The sequence below is a fragment of the Ruegeria sp. CDSB117 genome, assembly GCF_059611005.1.
On the sequence record NZ_JBXWOS010000004.1, the window covers coordinates 16847 to 31837 of the forward strand.

Annotated in this window: 14 protein-coding genes; 11 read left to right on the forward strand and 3 right to left on the reverse strand. The window is 58.7% G+C overall.

What is annotated here, in order from left to right; all coding sequences use genetic code 11:
- The first annotated feature begins 7 nt into the window (after nt 1-7).
- The 9 genes from AC2FJC_RS06390 (at nt 8) to AC2FJC_RS06430 (ending at nt 10470) form a co-directional block, all read left to right on the forward strand.
- Entirely contained in the window at nt 8-1378 is a 1371-nt protein-coding gene (locus tag AC2FJC_RS06390; RefSeq protein ID WP_496738847.1) for a glutamate--cysteine ligase, read from the forward strand.
- A gap of 64 nt (nt 1379-1442) precedes the next feature.
- A complete protein-coding gene (locus AC2FJC_RS06395; protein WP_496738848.1) occupies nt 1443-2564 on the forward strand; it encodes a Hint domain-containing protein in 1122 nt (373 codons plus the stop codon).
- Between the two features lie 65 nt (nt 2565-2629).
- Complete coding sequence (gene pheS / locus AC2FJC_RS06400; protein WP_480794906.1) at nt 2630-3703, forward strand: phenylalanine--tRNA ligase subunit alpha; 1074 nt, start codon at nt 2630-2632, stop codon at nt 3701-3703.
- A 14-nt stretch (nt 3704-3717) separates the two neighbouring features.
- Nucleotides 3718-4272, forward strand: coding sequence for a hypothetical protein (locus AC2FJC_RS06405; protein WP_496738849.1), 555 nt, complete (start codon nt 3718-3720; stop codon nt 4270-4272).
- Nucleotides 4273-4508: 236 nt separating this feature from the next.
- Nucleotides 4509-5303: a CE1 family esterase gene (locus tag AC2FJC_RS06410; protein ID WP_496738850.1), complete on the forward strand. Its 795-nt coding sequence runs from the start codon at nt 4509-4511 to the stop codon at nt 5301-5303.
- Nucleotides 5304-5368: 65 nt separating this feature from the next.
- On the forward strand, nt 5369-5776 hold the full coding sequence (locus AC2FJC_RS06415) for a cupin domain-containing protein (protein ID WP_496738851.1): 408 nt from the start codon (nt 5369-5371) through the stop codon (nt 5774-5776).
- An 88-nt stretch (nt 5777-5864) separates the two neighbouring features.
- Nucleotides 5865-8261: a phenylalanine--tRNA ligase subunit beta gene (gene pheT, locus AC2FJC_RS06420; protein WP_496738852.1), complete on the forward strand. Its 2397-nt coding sequence runs from the start codon at nt 5865-5867 to the stop codon at nt 8259-8261.
- 78 nt (nt 8262-8339) lie between these two features.
- The gene (locus AC2FJC_RS06425; protein WP_496738853.1) at nt 8340-8789 is read left to right on the forward strand and encodes a YtoQ family protein; all 450 of its coding nucleotides are present in this window, start codon (nt 8340-8342) and stop codon (nt 8787-8789) included.
- A gap of 73 nt (nt 8790-8862) precedes the next feature.
- Nucleotides 8863-10470, forward strand: a complete 1608-nt coding sequence (locus AC2FJC_RS06430) for a GMC family oxidoreductase (RefSeq protein ID WP_496738854.1) — start codon at nt 8863-8865, stop codon at nt 10468-10470.
- Here the strand turns inward: AC2FJC_RS06430 and AC2FJC_RS06435 are convergent.
- Nucleotides 10451-11149, reverse strand: coding sequence for a glutathione S-transferase family protein (locus AC2FJC_RS06435; RefSeq protein ID WP_496738855.1), 699 nt, complete (start codon nt 11147-11149; stop codon nt 10451-10453). The two genes, AC2FJC_RS06430 and AC2FJC_RS06435, sit on opposite strands and share 20 nt — an antisense overlap.
- A gap of 211 nt (nt 11150-11360) precedes the next feature.
- Between AC2FJC_RS06435 and AC2FJC_RS06440 the strand changes: the two genes are divergently transcribed.
- Nucleotides 11361-12173: a mechanosensitive ion channel family protein gene (locus tag AC2FJC_RS06440; protein WP_496739004.1), complete on the forward strand. Its 813-nt coding sequence runs from the start codon at nt 11361-11363 to the stop codon at nt 12171-12173.
- A 195-nt stretch (nt 12174-12368) separates the two neighbouring features.
- Here AC2FJC_RS06440 and ald read toward each other — a convergent pair whose 3' ends face one another.
- A complete protein-coding gene (ald, locus tag AC2FJC_RS06445; protein WP_496738856.1) occupies nt 12369-13487 on the reverse strand; it encodes an alanine dehydrogenase in 1119 nt (372 codons plus the stop codon).
- A 138-nt stretch (nt 13488-13625) separates the two neighbouring features.
- Between ald and AC2FJC_RS06450 the strand changes: the two genes are divergently transcribed.
- A complete protein-coding gene (locus AC2FJC_RS06450) occupies nt 13626-14084 on the forward strand; it encodes an Lrp/AsnC family transcriptional regulator (RefSeq protein WP_058278916.1) in 459 nt (152 codons plus the stop codon).
- A gap of 3 nt (nt 14085-14087) precedes the next feature.
- Here AC2FJC_RS06450 and AC2FJC_RS06455 read toward each other — a convergent pair whose 3' ends face one another.
- Nucleotides 14088-14927 (reverse strand): CPBP family intramembrane glutamic endopeptidase, encoded by an 840-nt coding sequence (locus tag AC2FJC_RS06455; RefSeq protein ID WP_496738857.1) that lies wholly within the window; start codon nt 14925-14927, stop codon nt 14088-14090.
- Nucleotides 14928-14991: the final 64 nt, after the last annotated feature.

The following is a 14991-nucleotide window of genomic DNA, read 5'->3' on the forward strand; positions in this document are numbered from 1 at the left end:
ACGGTTCATGTCCATTCCCCAGTCCGGCGGCGGACCGATCGAACGCCATGAGCAACTGGCCGAATATCTGGAATCGGGCTGCAAGCCCAAACAGGATTGGCGTATCGGAACCGAACATGAGAAGTTCGGTTATTGCAAAGACACGCTGAAACCTCTGCCCTTTGAGGGCGAGCGCTCTATACTTGCAGTGCTGCAGGGGTTGCGCGATCTGCACGGCTGGGCCCCGGTGGAAGAGGCCGGCAAGCTGATCGGGCTGGAAAAGGACGGCGCCAATGTCTCGCTGGAACCCGGTGGGCAGTTGGAATTGTCAGGCGCGCCGCTTGAGACCATTCATGAAACCTGTGACGAGGTGAACGCGCATCTGCGCGATGTGAAGGATATCGCGGACAAGATCGGTGTCGGCTTCATCGGCCTTGGGGCCGCCCCGATCTGGACCCATGAGGAAATGCCGCTGATGCCCAAGGGGCGTTACCGGCTGATGAATGACTACATGGAAAAGGTCGGCACCATGGGCCGGTCGATGATGCGCCGGACGTGTACGGTTCAGGTCAATATCGACTTTGGATCCGAGGCCGACATGGTGCAGAAACTGCGCGTCGCGCTGGCGTTGCAGCCGGTGGCAACCGCACTGTTTGCCAATTCGCCGTTCTTTGAGGGTAAGCCAAACGGCCAGAAGAGCTGGCGCAGCTATATCTGGCGTCATCTGGATGATGCGCGCACCGGTATGCTGCCCTTTGTGTTCGAAGACGGGTTCGGGTTTGAGGCTTGGGTCGAGTACGCCTTGGATGTGCCGATGTATTTCGTCTATCGCGACGGCAAGTATATCGACGCGCTGGGCCAGTCCTTCCGTGACTTTCTGCAAGGCAAACTGCCTGCATTGCCGGGCGAAACGCCAACGTTGTCTGACTGGGCGGATCACCTGACCACAGCATTCCCCGAGGCGCGGATCAAGAAGTTCATGGAGATGCGCGGGGCCGATGGTGGTCCCTGGCGGCGCCTGTGCGCCTTGCCCGCATTCTGGGTCGGTTTGACCTATGATCAAGGCGCGCTGGATGCGGCCTGGGATCTGGTCAAAGGCTGGGATGCCGAGACGCGCGAAGAGCTTCGGGTTGCCGCCGCCCGGGACGGCCTGCAGGCGCAGGTCGGCAACATCAACATGCACGAACTGGCTGGCGAGGTGGTTTCGATCGCCCAAGCCGGCCTGAAATCCCGCGCCTTTCCCGGTGCAGGTGGGTTGGTACCGGATGAGACGCATTTCCTAAATGCGCTCAAGGACAGTATCGAAACTGGCAAGGTTCCGGCGGACGAGTTGCTGGATCACTATAACGGCGACTGGAACGGCGATCTGACCCGGATTTATCCCGATTTCAGCTACTGACCGTCTTTTAGGTCTGTTGCCTTTAGGAGAGTATTTGCCAATTAACGTGATGTGACCTTGCCATGTGGCGGGGTCAATCGACTATGCTTGGCAAGATATCCCCGAGCGTGATGACGTCATGGCCCGTATCAGCGAACTGCATTATTCCAATGCCTACGCCGCCCAAAGCGGTGTGTCCGAATTCCTAGAGGTTGCGCTGAGATCCGATGAGGATCCGGCCAATTTCACTGTGTCCTTCTATCAGGCGAATGGTCAGGTCGGGATCGAGATTCCGCTGACCCACCCGTCGGTTCAGGTTTCAATCGACCCTGACAACAATGAACAGGTCTTCGTAATTTCGGCAGACTTCTTTCCGATCCTGCTGACAGACCCCAATGGCGGGGGTCCGAACAACTATGAAGCCTATGCGCTGACCAATACATCGACGGGCGAGGTCATTGATTTCTACGATATCGGCGGCGGAACCACCAATATCGTAGCGCAAAACGGGTTGGCCGCCGGGGAAACTTCGGAAAATCTGCCGGTTCTTGTTGGGCCGAACCAAACCACGACAACCCTGCAGTTCAATCAGCCCAACCCGGACACACTGGTGCATGCGCCGCTCTCGCCCGGCGATTCAGGCGCACCGTGTTTCGCGGCTGGCACGTTGGTCGACACGCCGGATGGTCCGCGTAGGGTTGAAACTCTGGGGCCGGGTGACTTGGTGCTGACACAGGACGATGGTGCTTGCATCATTCGCTGGGCGGGTGGCCGCACTGTTTCAGGACGGGGTCGATTTGCACCCGTTCGTATCCGTTCCGGCGCGTTGGGGGCGGAAAGGGACATTTACGTCTCGCCGCAACACCGCCTGCTGGTCTCAGGTTGGCAGGCGCAGCTGCTGTTCGGAGAAGATGAGGTTCTTGTCGCGGCCAAATCAATGGTCAATGACACGACCATCACATCTGCGCCTTGCGACCTTGTCCACTATGTTCATCTGTTCTTTGACCGGCATCAACTGGTGTCGACCTCTGGCCTGATTTCGGAAAGCTTCTTTCCCGGGGCGCAGGGCCTGTCGAGCCTTGACCGCGAAGCCGCAGACGAGCTGTTCGCCCTGTTCCCCGAGCTTTTGGATCAGCCACAAACTTATGGCCCGACCGTTCGCCCGGTCCGGTGCGGCCCACAAGTGGCAATGCTGCGGGCGATCTGATCCGCCCCTCTTGCTTTCGCAGACTGCTGTGATAGCAGAGCTTCAACAGCATTCAGGGAACCGTCATGGACGATCTTAAGGCAAAATATCTGGGTCAGATCGCCGATGCAGGCGACGAAAACGCACTCGAAGCGATCCGTGTCGCAGCTGTCGGCAAAAAGGGCGAGGTCGCGCTGAAGATGCGCGAGTTGGGCAAGATGACGCCCGAAGAACGCCAGGTTGCAGGCCCCGCGCTGAATGCCCTGAAGGATGAGATCAACTCGGCCCTGTCCGCCAAGAAAGCCGCTTTGGCCGATGCCGCGCTGGACGAACGTCTGCGCACAGAATGGCTGGACGTCACCCTGCCGACCCGCGCGCGCCGTCAAGGGTCGATCCATCCTGTTAGCCAGGCGACCGAGGAACTGACCGCGATTTTTGCCGAACTGGGCTTTTCGGTGGCCGAAGGGCCGCGGATCGAAGACGACTGGTACAACTTTGACGCCCTGAACATCCCCGGCCACCACCCTGCGCGGGCCGAGATGGACACGTTCTATATGCACCGCGCCGAGGGCGACAATCGCCCACCGCACGTGCTGCGCACCCATACCTCGCCGGTGCAGATCCGCTCGATGGAGAAACAGGGCGCGCCGATCCGCGTGATCTGCCCGGGCGGTGTGTACCGCGCCGACTATGACCAGACCCACACGCCGATGTTCCATCAGGTCGAAGGGCTGGCCATCGACAAGGACATCTCGATGGCGAACCTGAAATGGGTTCTGGAAGAGTTCGTGAAGGCGTTCTTCGAGGTCGACGATGTCGAGTTGCGCTTCCGCGCCTCGCACTTCCCGTTCACTGAACCGTCGGCCGAGGTCGATATCCGCTGTTCCTGGGATAACGGCCAGCTGAAGATCGGCGAGGGCGACGACTGGATGGAGATTCTGGGTTCGGGCATGGTCCACCCCAAGGTAATCGCCGCCGGTGGGATTGATCCGGATGTCTATCAGGGTTTTGCCTTTGGCATCGGCATCGACCGTCTGGCGATGTTGAAATATGGTATTCCGGATTTGCGGGCGTTCTTTGACAGCGACCTGCGCTGGTTGCGGCATTACGGGTTTGCGGCACTGGATATGCCGAACCTGCATGGTGGTTTGTCGCGGTGACGGAAACCTTAAGCATGGCCTCTACCGGTTGGTCATTGTTGGACATAGTGCAAACGACTCTGCCACCCTTTACAGCGCTTTTTGGTGCTATTTGGGTGTTCTTTGTTCAAAGGAAATCCGACCGAGAACAGCACCTAAGGGAAAAAAGGTCCCTCATCTATGCGGATTACCTTTCGGTGTTGATGGATCGCAACGCGGGAATGGCTTCCATTCCCGTTGATAGTTTTTTCGAGTACGTCGAAAAAATAACCAATCTGCATAGCTTGATAGTTTTAACGGCTCCAAAAGACGTAGTTCATGCATCCAAGATTATGTTTGGCGAAGCCTTGGTAAGAGGTATGGAAAAGGCGAATGCGAAAAGGCCTGGCCTGCCTATTGATGCTGAAAAGAGTGTCATGGAAGTTTTTGTTGAAAATAAGAGCGCGGTAGACGAATTTAAGAAGAAAAATCTAGACTATGCAACTGCTTATCAAGAACTAGTTGCCGCAATGCGATGTGATCTAGTGTCTGGTACCCATGTAGACGACCTTGCGGCTGATCAGATTTTTGCAAAGTCGGTTCTCAGTTAGCTTGGAAGCGCGGAACAAAGGCCGATAGGCCGCCGCGCTGTCGCCAGACCGCCCGCACGGGCTGGCGATTTGTCTCCGCAGGCGTTCGGTTTGAGCGATCCACGGACTTGACCAGCATGAATTGCCCACTACAGCCCGAATATCGCCACCCCGCGGTCTGGCGACAGCACGGCTTGTCACAATCTCGCACGGGGTTGTGACGTGACAGCGGGCGCAGGCTCGCTAGGGTTCGGCAGATGATTTACCGACTGCTCTGCCTTCTCCTGTTGACCGCCACCCAAGCCGCTGCTGTGGATAGATGTCACGGCGATACCGCCTGTCAGGTTGGCGACCGCTCGTATCATGTGCTGGAGCCGGACGGGTGGGATGGTGAAACGCCTCTGCCGGTATTGCTGCATTTCCACGGCTGGGCACGGCAGGGAACTGTGGTGGTGAACCATGAACGCATCGCAGGGGCTACGAAGCTGCGCGGCGTGCTGCTAGTGGCACCGAACGGGTTGGGCAAAAGCTGGGATTTCTGGACCTCGGACACCGGCGACGTGCCTTTTGCCGACCGGGTGTTGGAGGACGTCGCCAAACGCTATCCGATTGACCCGGACCGCATCTATGTCTCTGGCTATTCGTTCGGCGGCGCGATGGCGTGGCGCTATGTCTGTCAGTCGGGAAATGACACGGCCGCTTTGCTGGCGGTCGCAGGCTCGATCCGGCAGACCGAGGATTGCCCGCAAGCCCCGGCCGAGGTGCGCCATGTGCACGGGACCAGCGATACCGTAATGGATTTCCCCTTTGGGCCGGGCGGGGATACGACCTATCCGGTAGCACTGTGGCGGCAGAAGTTCGGGTGTGAAACAGCGACGCCGCGCGGGGATTGGAGCGTGGTGCCGATCCTGACGCTCAGCCGGGTGGAATGGACCGATTGTGCGCAGGGGCAGGTCTCGCTGGATACGCATCCCGGCGGGCATTTCATCCCGCATGGCTGGATTGGGCGGCAGTTGGATGAGCTGCTGGGGCGTGAACCGACATACCCCTGATCATTTGACTTGCACAGGTATTTCCAGCTTGGTTGCCCGGAATGATCCGAAAATGGAACTGCCCGATGAAAACCTTGCTGCTATGCGCCCTGATCCTTGCAACCACACCTGTTCTGGCGCGCGATACGTATCCGCCGGTTGAGGTTCTGTTGCAGACCGATAAGTCCGTGATTGGTGAACCGCTGGAATACCCCGAAGGCAAGGCGCAGATAACCATGGCCATCGTGACCATGCAGCCCGGCCAAAAAACCGGCTGGCACCGGCACGAGGCCCCATTGGCGGCTTACATGCTGGAGGGTGAAATCACAGTGGATTACGGGGATGCCGGGACCAAAACCTACAAAACCGGTGATGCGCTGGTCGAGGCGTTCCGTTCACCTCATGCAGGCGTGAATTTAGGCGAAGATATCGCGCGGATTCTGGCTGTGTTTGCCGGTGCAGAGGGCGTTTCCAACACGGTCGCGGAAGAGTAGGCGCCCAAGCCCCCCGCACCCTCTTTCCCCTGTCCGCAATATCCGTTAAACGCGGTCTGACCCTAGATTTACTGGCGGATACCGACCGATGAAATTCACTCTTTCCTGGCTGAAAGACCACCTCGACACCGACGCATCGGTGGATGAGATTGCAGAGATGCTGACCGATCTTGGACTGGAAGTCGAAGCGATCGTGAACCCTGCGGACCGTCTGGCGGGCTTTACGCTGGGCTATGTGAAACACGCGGAAAAGCACCCGGATGCGGATAAGCTGCGCGTGTGCACGGTCGCGACCGATGAGGGCGATCTGCAGATCATCTGCGGCGCGCCGAATGCGCGCGAAGGCATCACTGTCGTTGTCTGTAAACCCGGCATGTATATCCCCGGTCTGGACCTGACCATCAGCGTCGGCAAGATCCGCGGTGTCGAAAGCTTTGGCATGATGGCTTCGGAGCGCGAGCTGGAGCTGTCGGACGAGCATGACGGCATCATCGAACTGCCTTCGGGTGAAGTCGGCGACAAGTTCGTCGACTGGCTGGCTGAAAACGAACCCGCGAAGGTCGATCCGATGATCGAAATCGCGATCACGCCGAACCGCCCTGATGCGCTGGGCGTGGCCGGGATCGCCCGCGATCTGGCTGCGCGCGGTGTTGGCACGCTAAAAGAGCGTGATTATGTGCCGGTGCCGGGTGATTTCGAAAGCCCGATCAAGGTGACGATTGATGAGGACACGCTGGATGGCGCGCCGCATTTCACCGGTCGTCTGATCAAGGGCGTCAAAAACGGCCCCAGCCCGCAATGGTTGCAGGATCAGTTAAAGGCAATTGGTCTGCGTCCGATCTCGGCGTTGGTCGATATCACCAACTACATGACCTTCGACCAGAACCGTCCGCTGCACGTGTTCGACGCCGATAAGGTTCAGGGCAACCTGCGCGTTCACCGTGCCAATGGTGGCGAAAAGCTGGTGGCGTTGGATGAGAAGGAATACACCCTGCAGCCCGGCATGATGGTGATTTCGGACGACAAAGGTCCCGAATCCATCGCTGGTATCATGGGCGGTGAGGAAACCGGCTGTACCGAAGAGACCGTGAACGTCTTCCTCGAAAGCGCGTTCTGGGATCACGTGCAGATCGCGTTGACCGGTCGTGCTCTGAAGATCAACTCGGACGCGCGCTATCGCTTTGAGCGTGGCGTGGATCCTGAGTACACGCTGGAAGGGCTGGAACACGCCACACAGATGATCCTGGATATCTGCGGCGGCGAAGTGTCCAAGGTGGTCGAAGCGGGCAAAGCACCGAACCACGCACGGGCCTACAAGCTGGATGCCGAGCGTGTGCAGTCGCTGGTCGGCATGGACATTCCTGAGGCCGAGCAACGTCAAACCCTGACCCGTCTGGGCTTCCGCCTGGAAGGTGAGATGGCTCACGTTCCCAGTTGGCGTCCCGATGTCATGGGTGAGGCCGATTTGGTGGAAGAGGTCGCTCGGATTGCATCTCTGACGAAACTGCAGGGTAAGCCGCTGCCGCGTATTACGGATGGTATTCCCAAGGCGGTGATGACCCCGTCGCAGCGGCGTCAGTCGATGGCACGTCGCACTTGTGCGGCGCTGGGGTACAACGAATGTGTGAGCTATACCTTCATCGATCAGGCCTCGGCCGCGTTGTTCGGTGGTGGGGATGAGGCGACGCAGCTTGAAAACCCGATCTCGTCCGAGATGAGCCATATGCGCCCCGATTTGCTGCCCGGTCTGTTGCAAGCTGCGGCCCGCAATCAGGCACGTGGGTATGCCGACGTGGCACTGTTCGAGGTTGGCCCGGTGTTTCACGATGGTGAGCCTGGCGATCAGAAAACCCAGATCACTGGCCTTTTGGTTGGACGCAGCGGTCCCAAGGATGTGCACGGTGCTTCGCGCCCTGTCGATGTGTTCGACGCCAAAGCAGATGCCGAGGCCGTGCTGGCCGCAATCGGTGCGCCCGCTAAAGTGCAGGTCCTGCGCGACGGCGATGCCTGGTGGCATCCTGGCCGTCACGGCAAGATCTGTCTTGGCCCGAAAAAGGTGTTGGGCGTCTTTGGTGAGCTGCACCCGCGCGCGTTGCAGGCGATGGATATCAAAGGCCCTGCGATGGCTTTCACCATCTGGCCGGAAGAGGTGCCTCTGCCACGTAAGTCCGGTGCCACCCGAGCGGCGCTGGAATTGCGCGATCTTCAGGCGGTCGAGCGTGACTTTGCCTTTGTCGTCGACGAGGGCGTCGAAGCGCTGACACTGGTGAACGCCGCAGCGGGTGCTGACAAGGTGCTGATCGAGGACGTCCGGGTCTTTGACGAGTTTATCGGCGGTAGTCTGGGTGAGGGTAAGAAATCTCTGGCCATCACTGTTCGCCTCCAGCCGACGGATGCGACGCTAAAGGAAAAAGACATCGAAGCGGTGGCTGAGAAAATCATCGCGAAGGTCACCAAGGCGACTGGCGGCGTTCTGCGCGGGTGATGCCTGGCCGCATCAGGCTGGAGTTTTTTGAAAAGATGAAAGGGCGGTGGCGCCCTTTCTGTTTTTGCGGAGGAGCAAATGATGCTGAACGTTTACCTATCCGGCGAAATCCATACCGATTGGCGGGAACAGATCATCGAAGGCGCTCAGGGTCTGGACATCACGTTCAACAGTCCTGTGACTGATCACGCGGCCAGCGATGACTGCGGTGTGGCCATTCTGGGGGCCGAGCCAAACAAGTATTGGCACGACCACAAAGGCGCAATGGTCAACGCGATCCGCACGCGCAAAGGCATCGCGGATGCCGATGTGGTCGTGGTCCGCTTCGGTGAAAAATACAAACAGTGGAACGCTGCATTTGACGCGGGTTACGCTGCGGCGCTTGGGAAATCACTGATTGTGCTGCACGGCCCTGATCACCAACACGCGTTGAAAGAGGTGGATGCGGCGGCACTGGCCGTGGCCGAGCAACCGGGCCAAGTCGTTGATGTACTGCGCTATGTTCTGACGGGCGCGCTGCCAAAATAACTCACGCGACGTTTTCCTTGCGGGAAATCAGGGTGCTTTCTACCGTCTGTTTGGGCAGTACGGGGAGACATTCATGGAATTCGACTATGTCATCGTGGGCGGTGGGTCCGCCGGATGTGTTATGGCCGCGCGGCTGAGCGAAGATCCAGACACAAGCGTTTGCCTGCTTGAAGCGGGTGGCGCTGGTGAAGATTTGGTGATCCGGGCTCCGGCGCTGGTGGCAGCCATGGTTTCGGGGCGGCCCAAGCTAAACAACTGGGCTTTTCAAACCGTGCCACAGGCCGGGTTAAATGGTCGGAAGGGGTTTCAGCCACGGGGAAAGGCAATGGGCGGATCGTCGGCGATCAATGCGATGCTGTATGTGCGCGGACACCCCACGGACTATGATGAATGGGCGGATCTGGGGTGCGAAGGTTGGGATTGGAAGAATGTCCTGCCTTACTTTCGCAAGGCCGAGGGCAATGTGCGCGGTGCGGATGATTTCCATGGCGGTGACGGCCCCTTGCACGTGTCGGATCAGTCTGAGCCACGGGCAATCTCTCATGCGTTTGTCGAGGCCTGCGGCCAGCAACAAATTCGCGCGACAAACGATTTCAACGGGCCGGAGCAGGAAGGTGCAGGCCTGTATCAGGTCACGCAGTTCCACGACGGGGCGCATAAGGGTGAACGTTGCTCGGCAGCTGCGGCCTATTTGCGGGGCGTCAAATCGCGGCCGAACCTGGCAATCATGACAGGGGCAGAAGCCCAGAAAATCCTGATTGACGAAAAGCGCGCGACCGGGGTGTTGCTGCGTCAGAAAGGTAAGGCCGTCGAGGTTCGCGCCCGCCGGGAAGTCATCCTTTCGGGGGGTGCATTTGGTTCGCCACAATTGCTGATGTTGTCCGGTATCGGGCCCGAGGCCGAGTTGAAACAGCACGGTATTCCTGTTTTGCACGACTTGCCCGGTGTTGGTCAGAACCTGCAGGACCATCTGGACTATGTCCTCAGCTATCATTCGAAACGTAAGGATGTCATCGGGTTGACCCCTGGCGGGGTGTGGAACCTGGCCAAAGCCGGGTTGGACTGGCGCCGTACCGGAGAGGGGCTGTTTGCGACCCCCTTTGCCGAAGGCGGCGCGTTCTTCAAATCCGATCCAACCGTTTCCAAACCGGATCTTCAGCTGCATTTTGTTGTCGGAATTGTTGATGACCACATGCGCAAGATTCACTTGCCGCACGGGTATTCGTGCCATGTCTGTGTGTTGCGCCCGTTCAGCAGGGGCAGCGTTGGGCTAACCTCGGACCGAGCCGGAGAGCCGCCGCGAATTGATCCGGCTTACCTCAGCGATGACCGCGATCTGGATCTGTTGAAGCGCGGGGCACATATCATGGAGTCAATTCTCGAATCCGAACCGCTGGAACCCTGGCGCAAAAAGCGGCTCTATGCCCATGATGGAAGCGATCAGGCACTAGAGGCCGATATCCGCCGCCGTGCCGACACGATTTATCATCCGGTGGGCACCTGCAAGATGGGGGTCGACGATATGGCCGTTGTCGATACCGAAGGCCGGGTTCATGGGGTCGAGGGGCTGCGGGTGGTGGATGCATCGGTTATGCCGACGCTGGTCGGCGGCAATACCAATGCGCCCACTATCATGATTGCCGAAAAGATCGCCGAAGCAATCAGGCCCGAGGCGGCGTAACCAAGCCTTTTTGGACCGCGGGTCGTTCCAGAAACCGGTCGAGATAGGCCACCAGATTGGCGTGGTCTTCCCAGCCGACAAGGTCGTGGGCGTTGTAGAATTCGAGCCCGCGCAACCATGGCGCGATTGCGATATCGGCAATCGAATAGTCTCCGGCAATCCAATCCTGACCTTCAAGCTGTTGGTTCAGGACATTTAGCAGTCGCTTGGCCTCGTTCACGTATCGTTCGCGCGGGCGGGGGTCTTCGATCTCGCTGCCTGCGAATTTGTGGAAATAGCCTAATTGCCCGAACATCGGACCAATGCCACCCATCTGGAACATCACCCATTGGATCACGCGATATTTGTCGGCTTTGGTCTGACCCAGAAACTTGCCGCTTTTCTCGGCGAGATAAATCAGGATCGCTCCGCTTTCGAACAGACCAATGGGTTCTCCGTCCGGACCATTCGGGTCGATGATCGCCGGGATTTTGTTGTTGGGGTTCAATGACAGAAATTCGGGGCTTTTGACATCCGAGTCTGACAAGGTAATCCGATGGGCTTCATAGGGCAGGCCGGTTTCTTCCAGCATGATTGACGCTTTGACGCCGTTCGGCGTGGGGAAAGAATAGAGCTGAATCCTGTCGGGAAACTGCGCAGGCCAGCGGGCCGTGATCGGGTGAGAGGCGGTGTCCAGCATGGGGTGCTCCTGTCATGGGTTGCCTGCAATAGGTAGGTACAACGGCCCGGTCTTGCCAGTATCCGGGCTGTGCATACAAGGTCAGGGACTGTGTACGTGAGAACAACGGGGAAAACCTGCGTATCTCACACCTAGACCGAAGCGCGCTTATGGACCACTATTCCGCCAATCCCGCGCTGAGAGACGCGGGTTTGCCGTGAATCGAAAGGAGATGCGCGTGGATGAGGTCGTAACACAGGTGGGTGCATTCGCCCCGCTGATCATAAGCGCGGTCAAGGCGCTGTTCGTACTGATCTTTGGGTGGATCGTTGCTGGTGCGATTGCCGGCATGGTCCGTCGCCGGATCAATGCGACGCCGCAAATTGATCCGACGCTTGGAAATTTTGTCGCCAGCCTGGTGAAGTGGGTCATACTGGCCATGGTGCTGGTTGCCGTCCTGGGCATCTTTGGCATTCAGGCGACAAGTATCGTCGCCATTCTGGGTGCTGCATCACTGGCCATCGGTCTGGCCCTTCAGGGAACTCTGAGCGATCTTGCTGCCGGTGTCATGCTGGTTGTCTTCCGCCCCTACAAGCTGGGTCAGTATGTGGATATCGGCGGAACCGCGGGGACGGTGAAAGACCTGAACCTGTTCACGACCGAATTGGTGACGCCAGACAACGTCCAGATCATCGTTCCGAACGGCCAGTCCTGGGGATCAATCATCACCAACTACTCGGCCCATGACACGCGCCGCGTCGATCTGGTGTTCGGCATCGACTATGGTGACAGTGCAGATGAGGCAATGAAGATCATTCTGGATGTCGCCAAGGCTGATGAGCGCATCATGGATGACCCGGAACCGTGGGTTCGCGTGACCAATCTGGGCGACAGCTCGGTTGATCTGACAGCGCGCCTGTGGTGCGCGGCAGCGGATTATTGGGATGTGAAGTTCGACCTGACCAAAGCTGTCAAGGAAGCCTTTGACGCCAAAGGTGTTTCGATCCCCTACCCGCATTCGGTGGAAATCCACAAGGAAGGGTAAAGGCTCCTGCCCGTCGCGTGGGCATTGGAAATGCCCTCCTCCGGTTGGGCCCGGCGCCGCGCTTTCAGCGCGGCGTTTCTTTTTTGGAAGCCGGGATCGTGTCCACAGACGAAAAGCGGCGCGCCAAAGGCGCGCCGCCATGCCCAACGCTGTAAAGCAGCCGCTTCAGCGGCTACTTTCAGGGGCGGGAGTGCTTCAGGCGTTGACGATTGCCTCGGGCGAGACAACGTCCAGACCCAGTGCCGTACCAACAGCTTCGTAAGTCAGCTGACCGGCATGGACGTTCAGACCTGCCAGCAAATGCGGGTCGTCCTGACATGCTTTCTTCCAGCCTTTGCTTGCCAGCGACAGCATGAACGGCATTGTCGCGTTGCCCAGTGCGATGGTCGAGGTGCGCGCAACTGCGCCAGGCATGTTGGCCACGCAGTAGTGCATGACACCGTCAACTTCGTAGATCGGGTCCGCATGGGTGGTCGCCTTGGAGGTTTCAAAGCAGCCGCCTTGGTCGATGGCAACGTCAACCAGAACCGCGCCGGGTTTCATGGTGGACAACTGCGCGCGCGAGATCAGCTTGGGCGCCGCAGCGCCCGGGATCAGAACCGCACCGATGACCATGTCGGCATCCTGGATCAGCTCGGCCGTTGCGCCGGCTGTGGAATACTGGCTTTTGAATGTGCCGCCGAAAACGTCGTCGAGGTAACGCAGGCGTGGCAGCGAGCGGTCCAGAACGGTGACATCAGCGCCCATGCCGGCCGCGATCTTGGCTGCGTGCGTGCCAACAACGCCGCCGCCGATCACGATGACTTTGGCTGGGCCCACACCGGGAACGCCACCCATCAGAACACCGCGGCCGCCATTGGCCTTTTGCAGGGTCCACGAACCGACCTGAGGTGCCAGACGACCGGCAACTTCCGACATCGGCGCCAGCAGCGGCAGGCCGCCGTTGCGGTCGGTTACGGTCTCATAGGCAATCGCGGTGCAGCCCGACGCCAGCAGGTCGTGGGTCTGGTCCGGATCAGGTGCCAGGTGCAGGTAGGTGAACAGCAGCTGGCCTTCACGCAGCATCTTGCGCTCGACCGCCTGAGGTTCCTTGACCTTTACGATCATGTCTGCGGTCGCAAACACTTCTTCGGCGGTGTCGACGATGCGCGCACCTGCAGCGACATAAGAGTCGTTGTCAAAGCCGGAACCCATGCCGGCATTGGTTTCAATGATGACCTCGTGGCCGCGCGCAACAGCTTCTTGCGCAGCGTTGGGGGTCATGCCAACACGGAATTCCTGGGGTTTGATTTCTTTGGGGCAACCGATTTTCATTTCTCGCTCCTCCATTCATAAACTGCCCAAATTATGTGCAATTCTGGATGCAATTTCTGTGAAACTCTGCCCGTCATTTGGGTTTTCTTTGCGAGAATCTTCGGTATTATTGCAATTTCTTGCAAAGGACTTGCGCCAATGAGCCTTGATACGACCGATAGAAAGATTCTGGCCGCCCTGCAGAGAAACGGCAGGATGTCGAATGCCGAGCTGTCAGATCAGGTGAATCTGTCGCCGTCGGCGTGTCATCGGCGCGTCCAACGGCTTGAGGCCGAAGGGTACATTCGAAATTACGTGGCGTTGCTGGACGCACGCAAGATGAACGTCCCGACCACAGTGTTTGTCGAGATCACCTTGCAGGGCCAGGCCGAAGAGCTTTTGGATGCGTTTGAAAAAGCGGTGGCGCGTATTCCCGACGTTCTGGAGTGTCATCTTATGGCGGGGACGGCGGACTATATTCTGAAAGTTGTCGCCGAGAACACCGAGGATTTCGCCCGAATTCACCGTCAGTACCTGTCGCGTTTGCCCGGCGTGGCGCAAATGCAAAGCTCATTTGCTTTGCGCACTGTGTTCAAGACGACGGCCTTGCCGGTGTGACCGTCAGGCTGGGGCCGGGTAGGTGAACAGGATCAGATGCATGGCATTGAAGCCGAAATGCATTATGACGGGCACCCACAACTGACCGGTCGCATAAAATCCCAAACCACAGGCCGCGCCAAGAATCGCGGCATAAGCGACTAGGGCCGGACCCCCGGCAAAATGCGCCAAACCAAACAGAAGGCTGGCCAGAGTCACACCAAGTGCTGCACCTAGTTTGGACGCAAAAAGCGACTGCAGATACCCACGGAAAAAGGCCTCTTCCGTCAAGCAGGTCAGAAACAGATTCGAGAGTGCGAACACAATCCACCAAGGCGGCAGGCTGACCTCTGGCCGGATGGCCTGCGCGGCCAGCCCAACGGCGAAGAGGGCGGGTAAGGCCGCAAGGCCCACCAGCAACGGTGTTCTCCGGACAGGTCTCGCTGAATTGGTCAGTCCCGGCCACGCCAACAGAACCGCGAACAGCACCATTGGCTTGTCCAGATTCAGGTACATTGAAAACGCCGAACTGTCCGGCCCGGCATAGACCCGGTCCAGTACCAGCAGGTTTTGAAATCCGGGCACCAGATGCGCGCCCAATCCAAGACACCAGCCAATCAACATGACGTGGCCAACCACCGCACCGGAGCCTGTGAGATGGTTCAGGGCCGCAGCACCCAGAAATCCGGCTGCAACAACTCCAACAGCCAAAGGCGTGACCAGCCCCATGGCGAGGGCGGCAAGACCAAACACCAACAGCAGCGTCAGGCCAAGTTGCCGCCGGCCCGAGGCCGCACTGACCATGCCGGCGATCAGAATGAACCAGGGCCATATCAATGGCAGGAGGGATACAAAATGCGCCACGGCTCTCTCTCGTATTCAGGTGCGTATTGATGCCGTCGGACACCCTCAAATGGCAAGGCCGTGC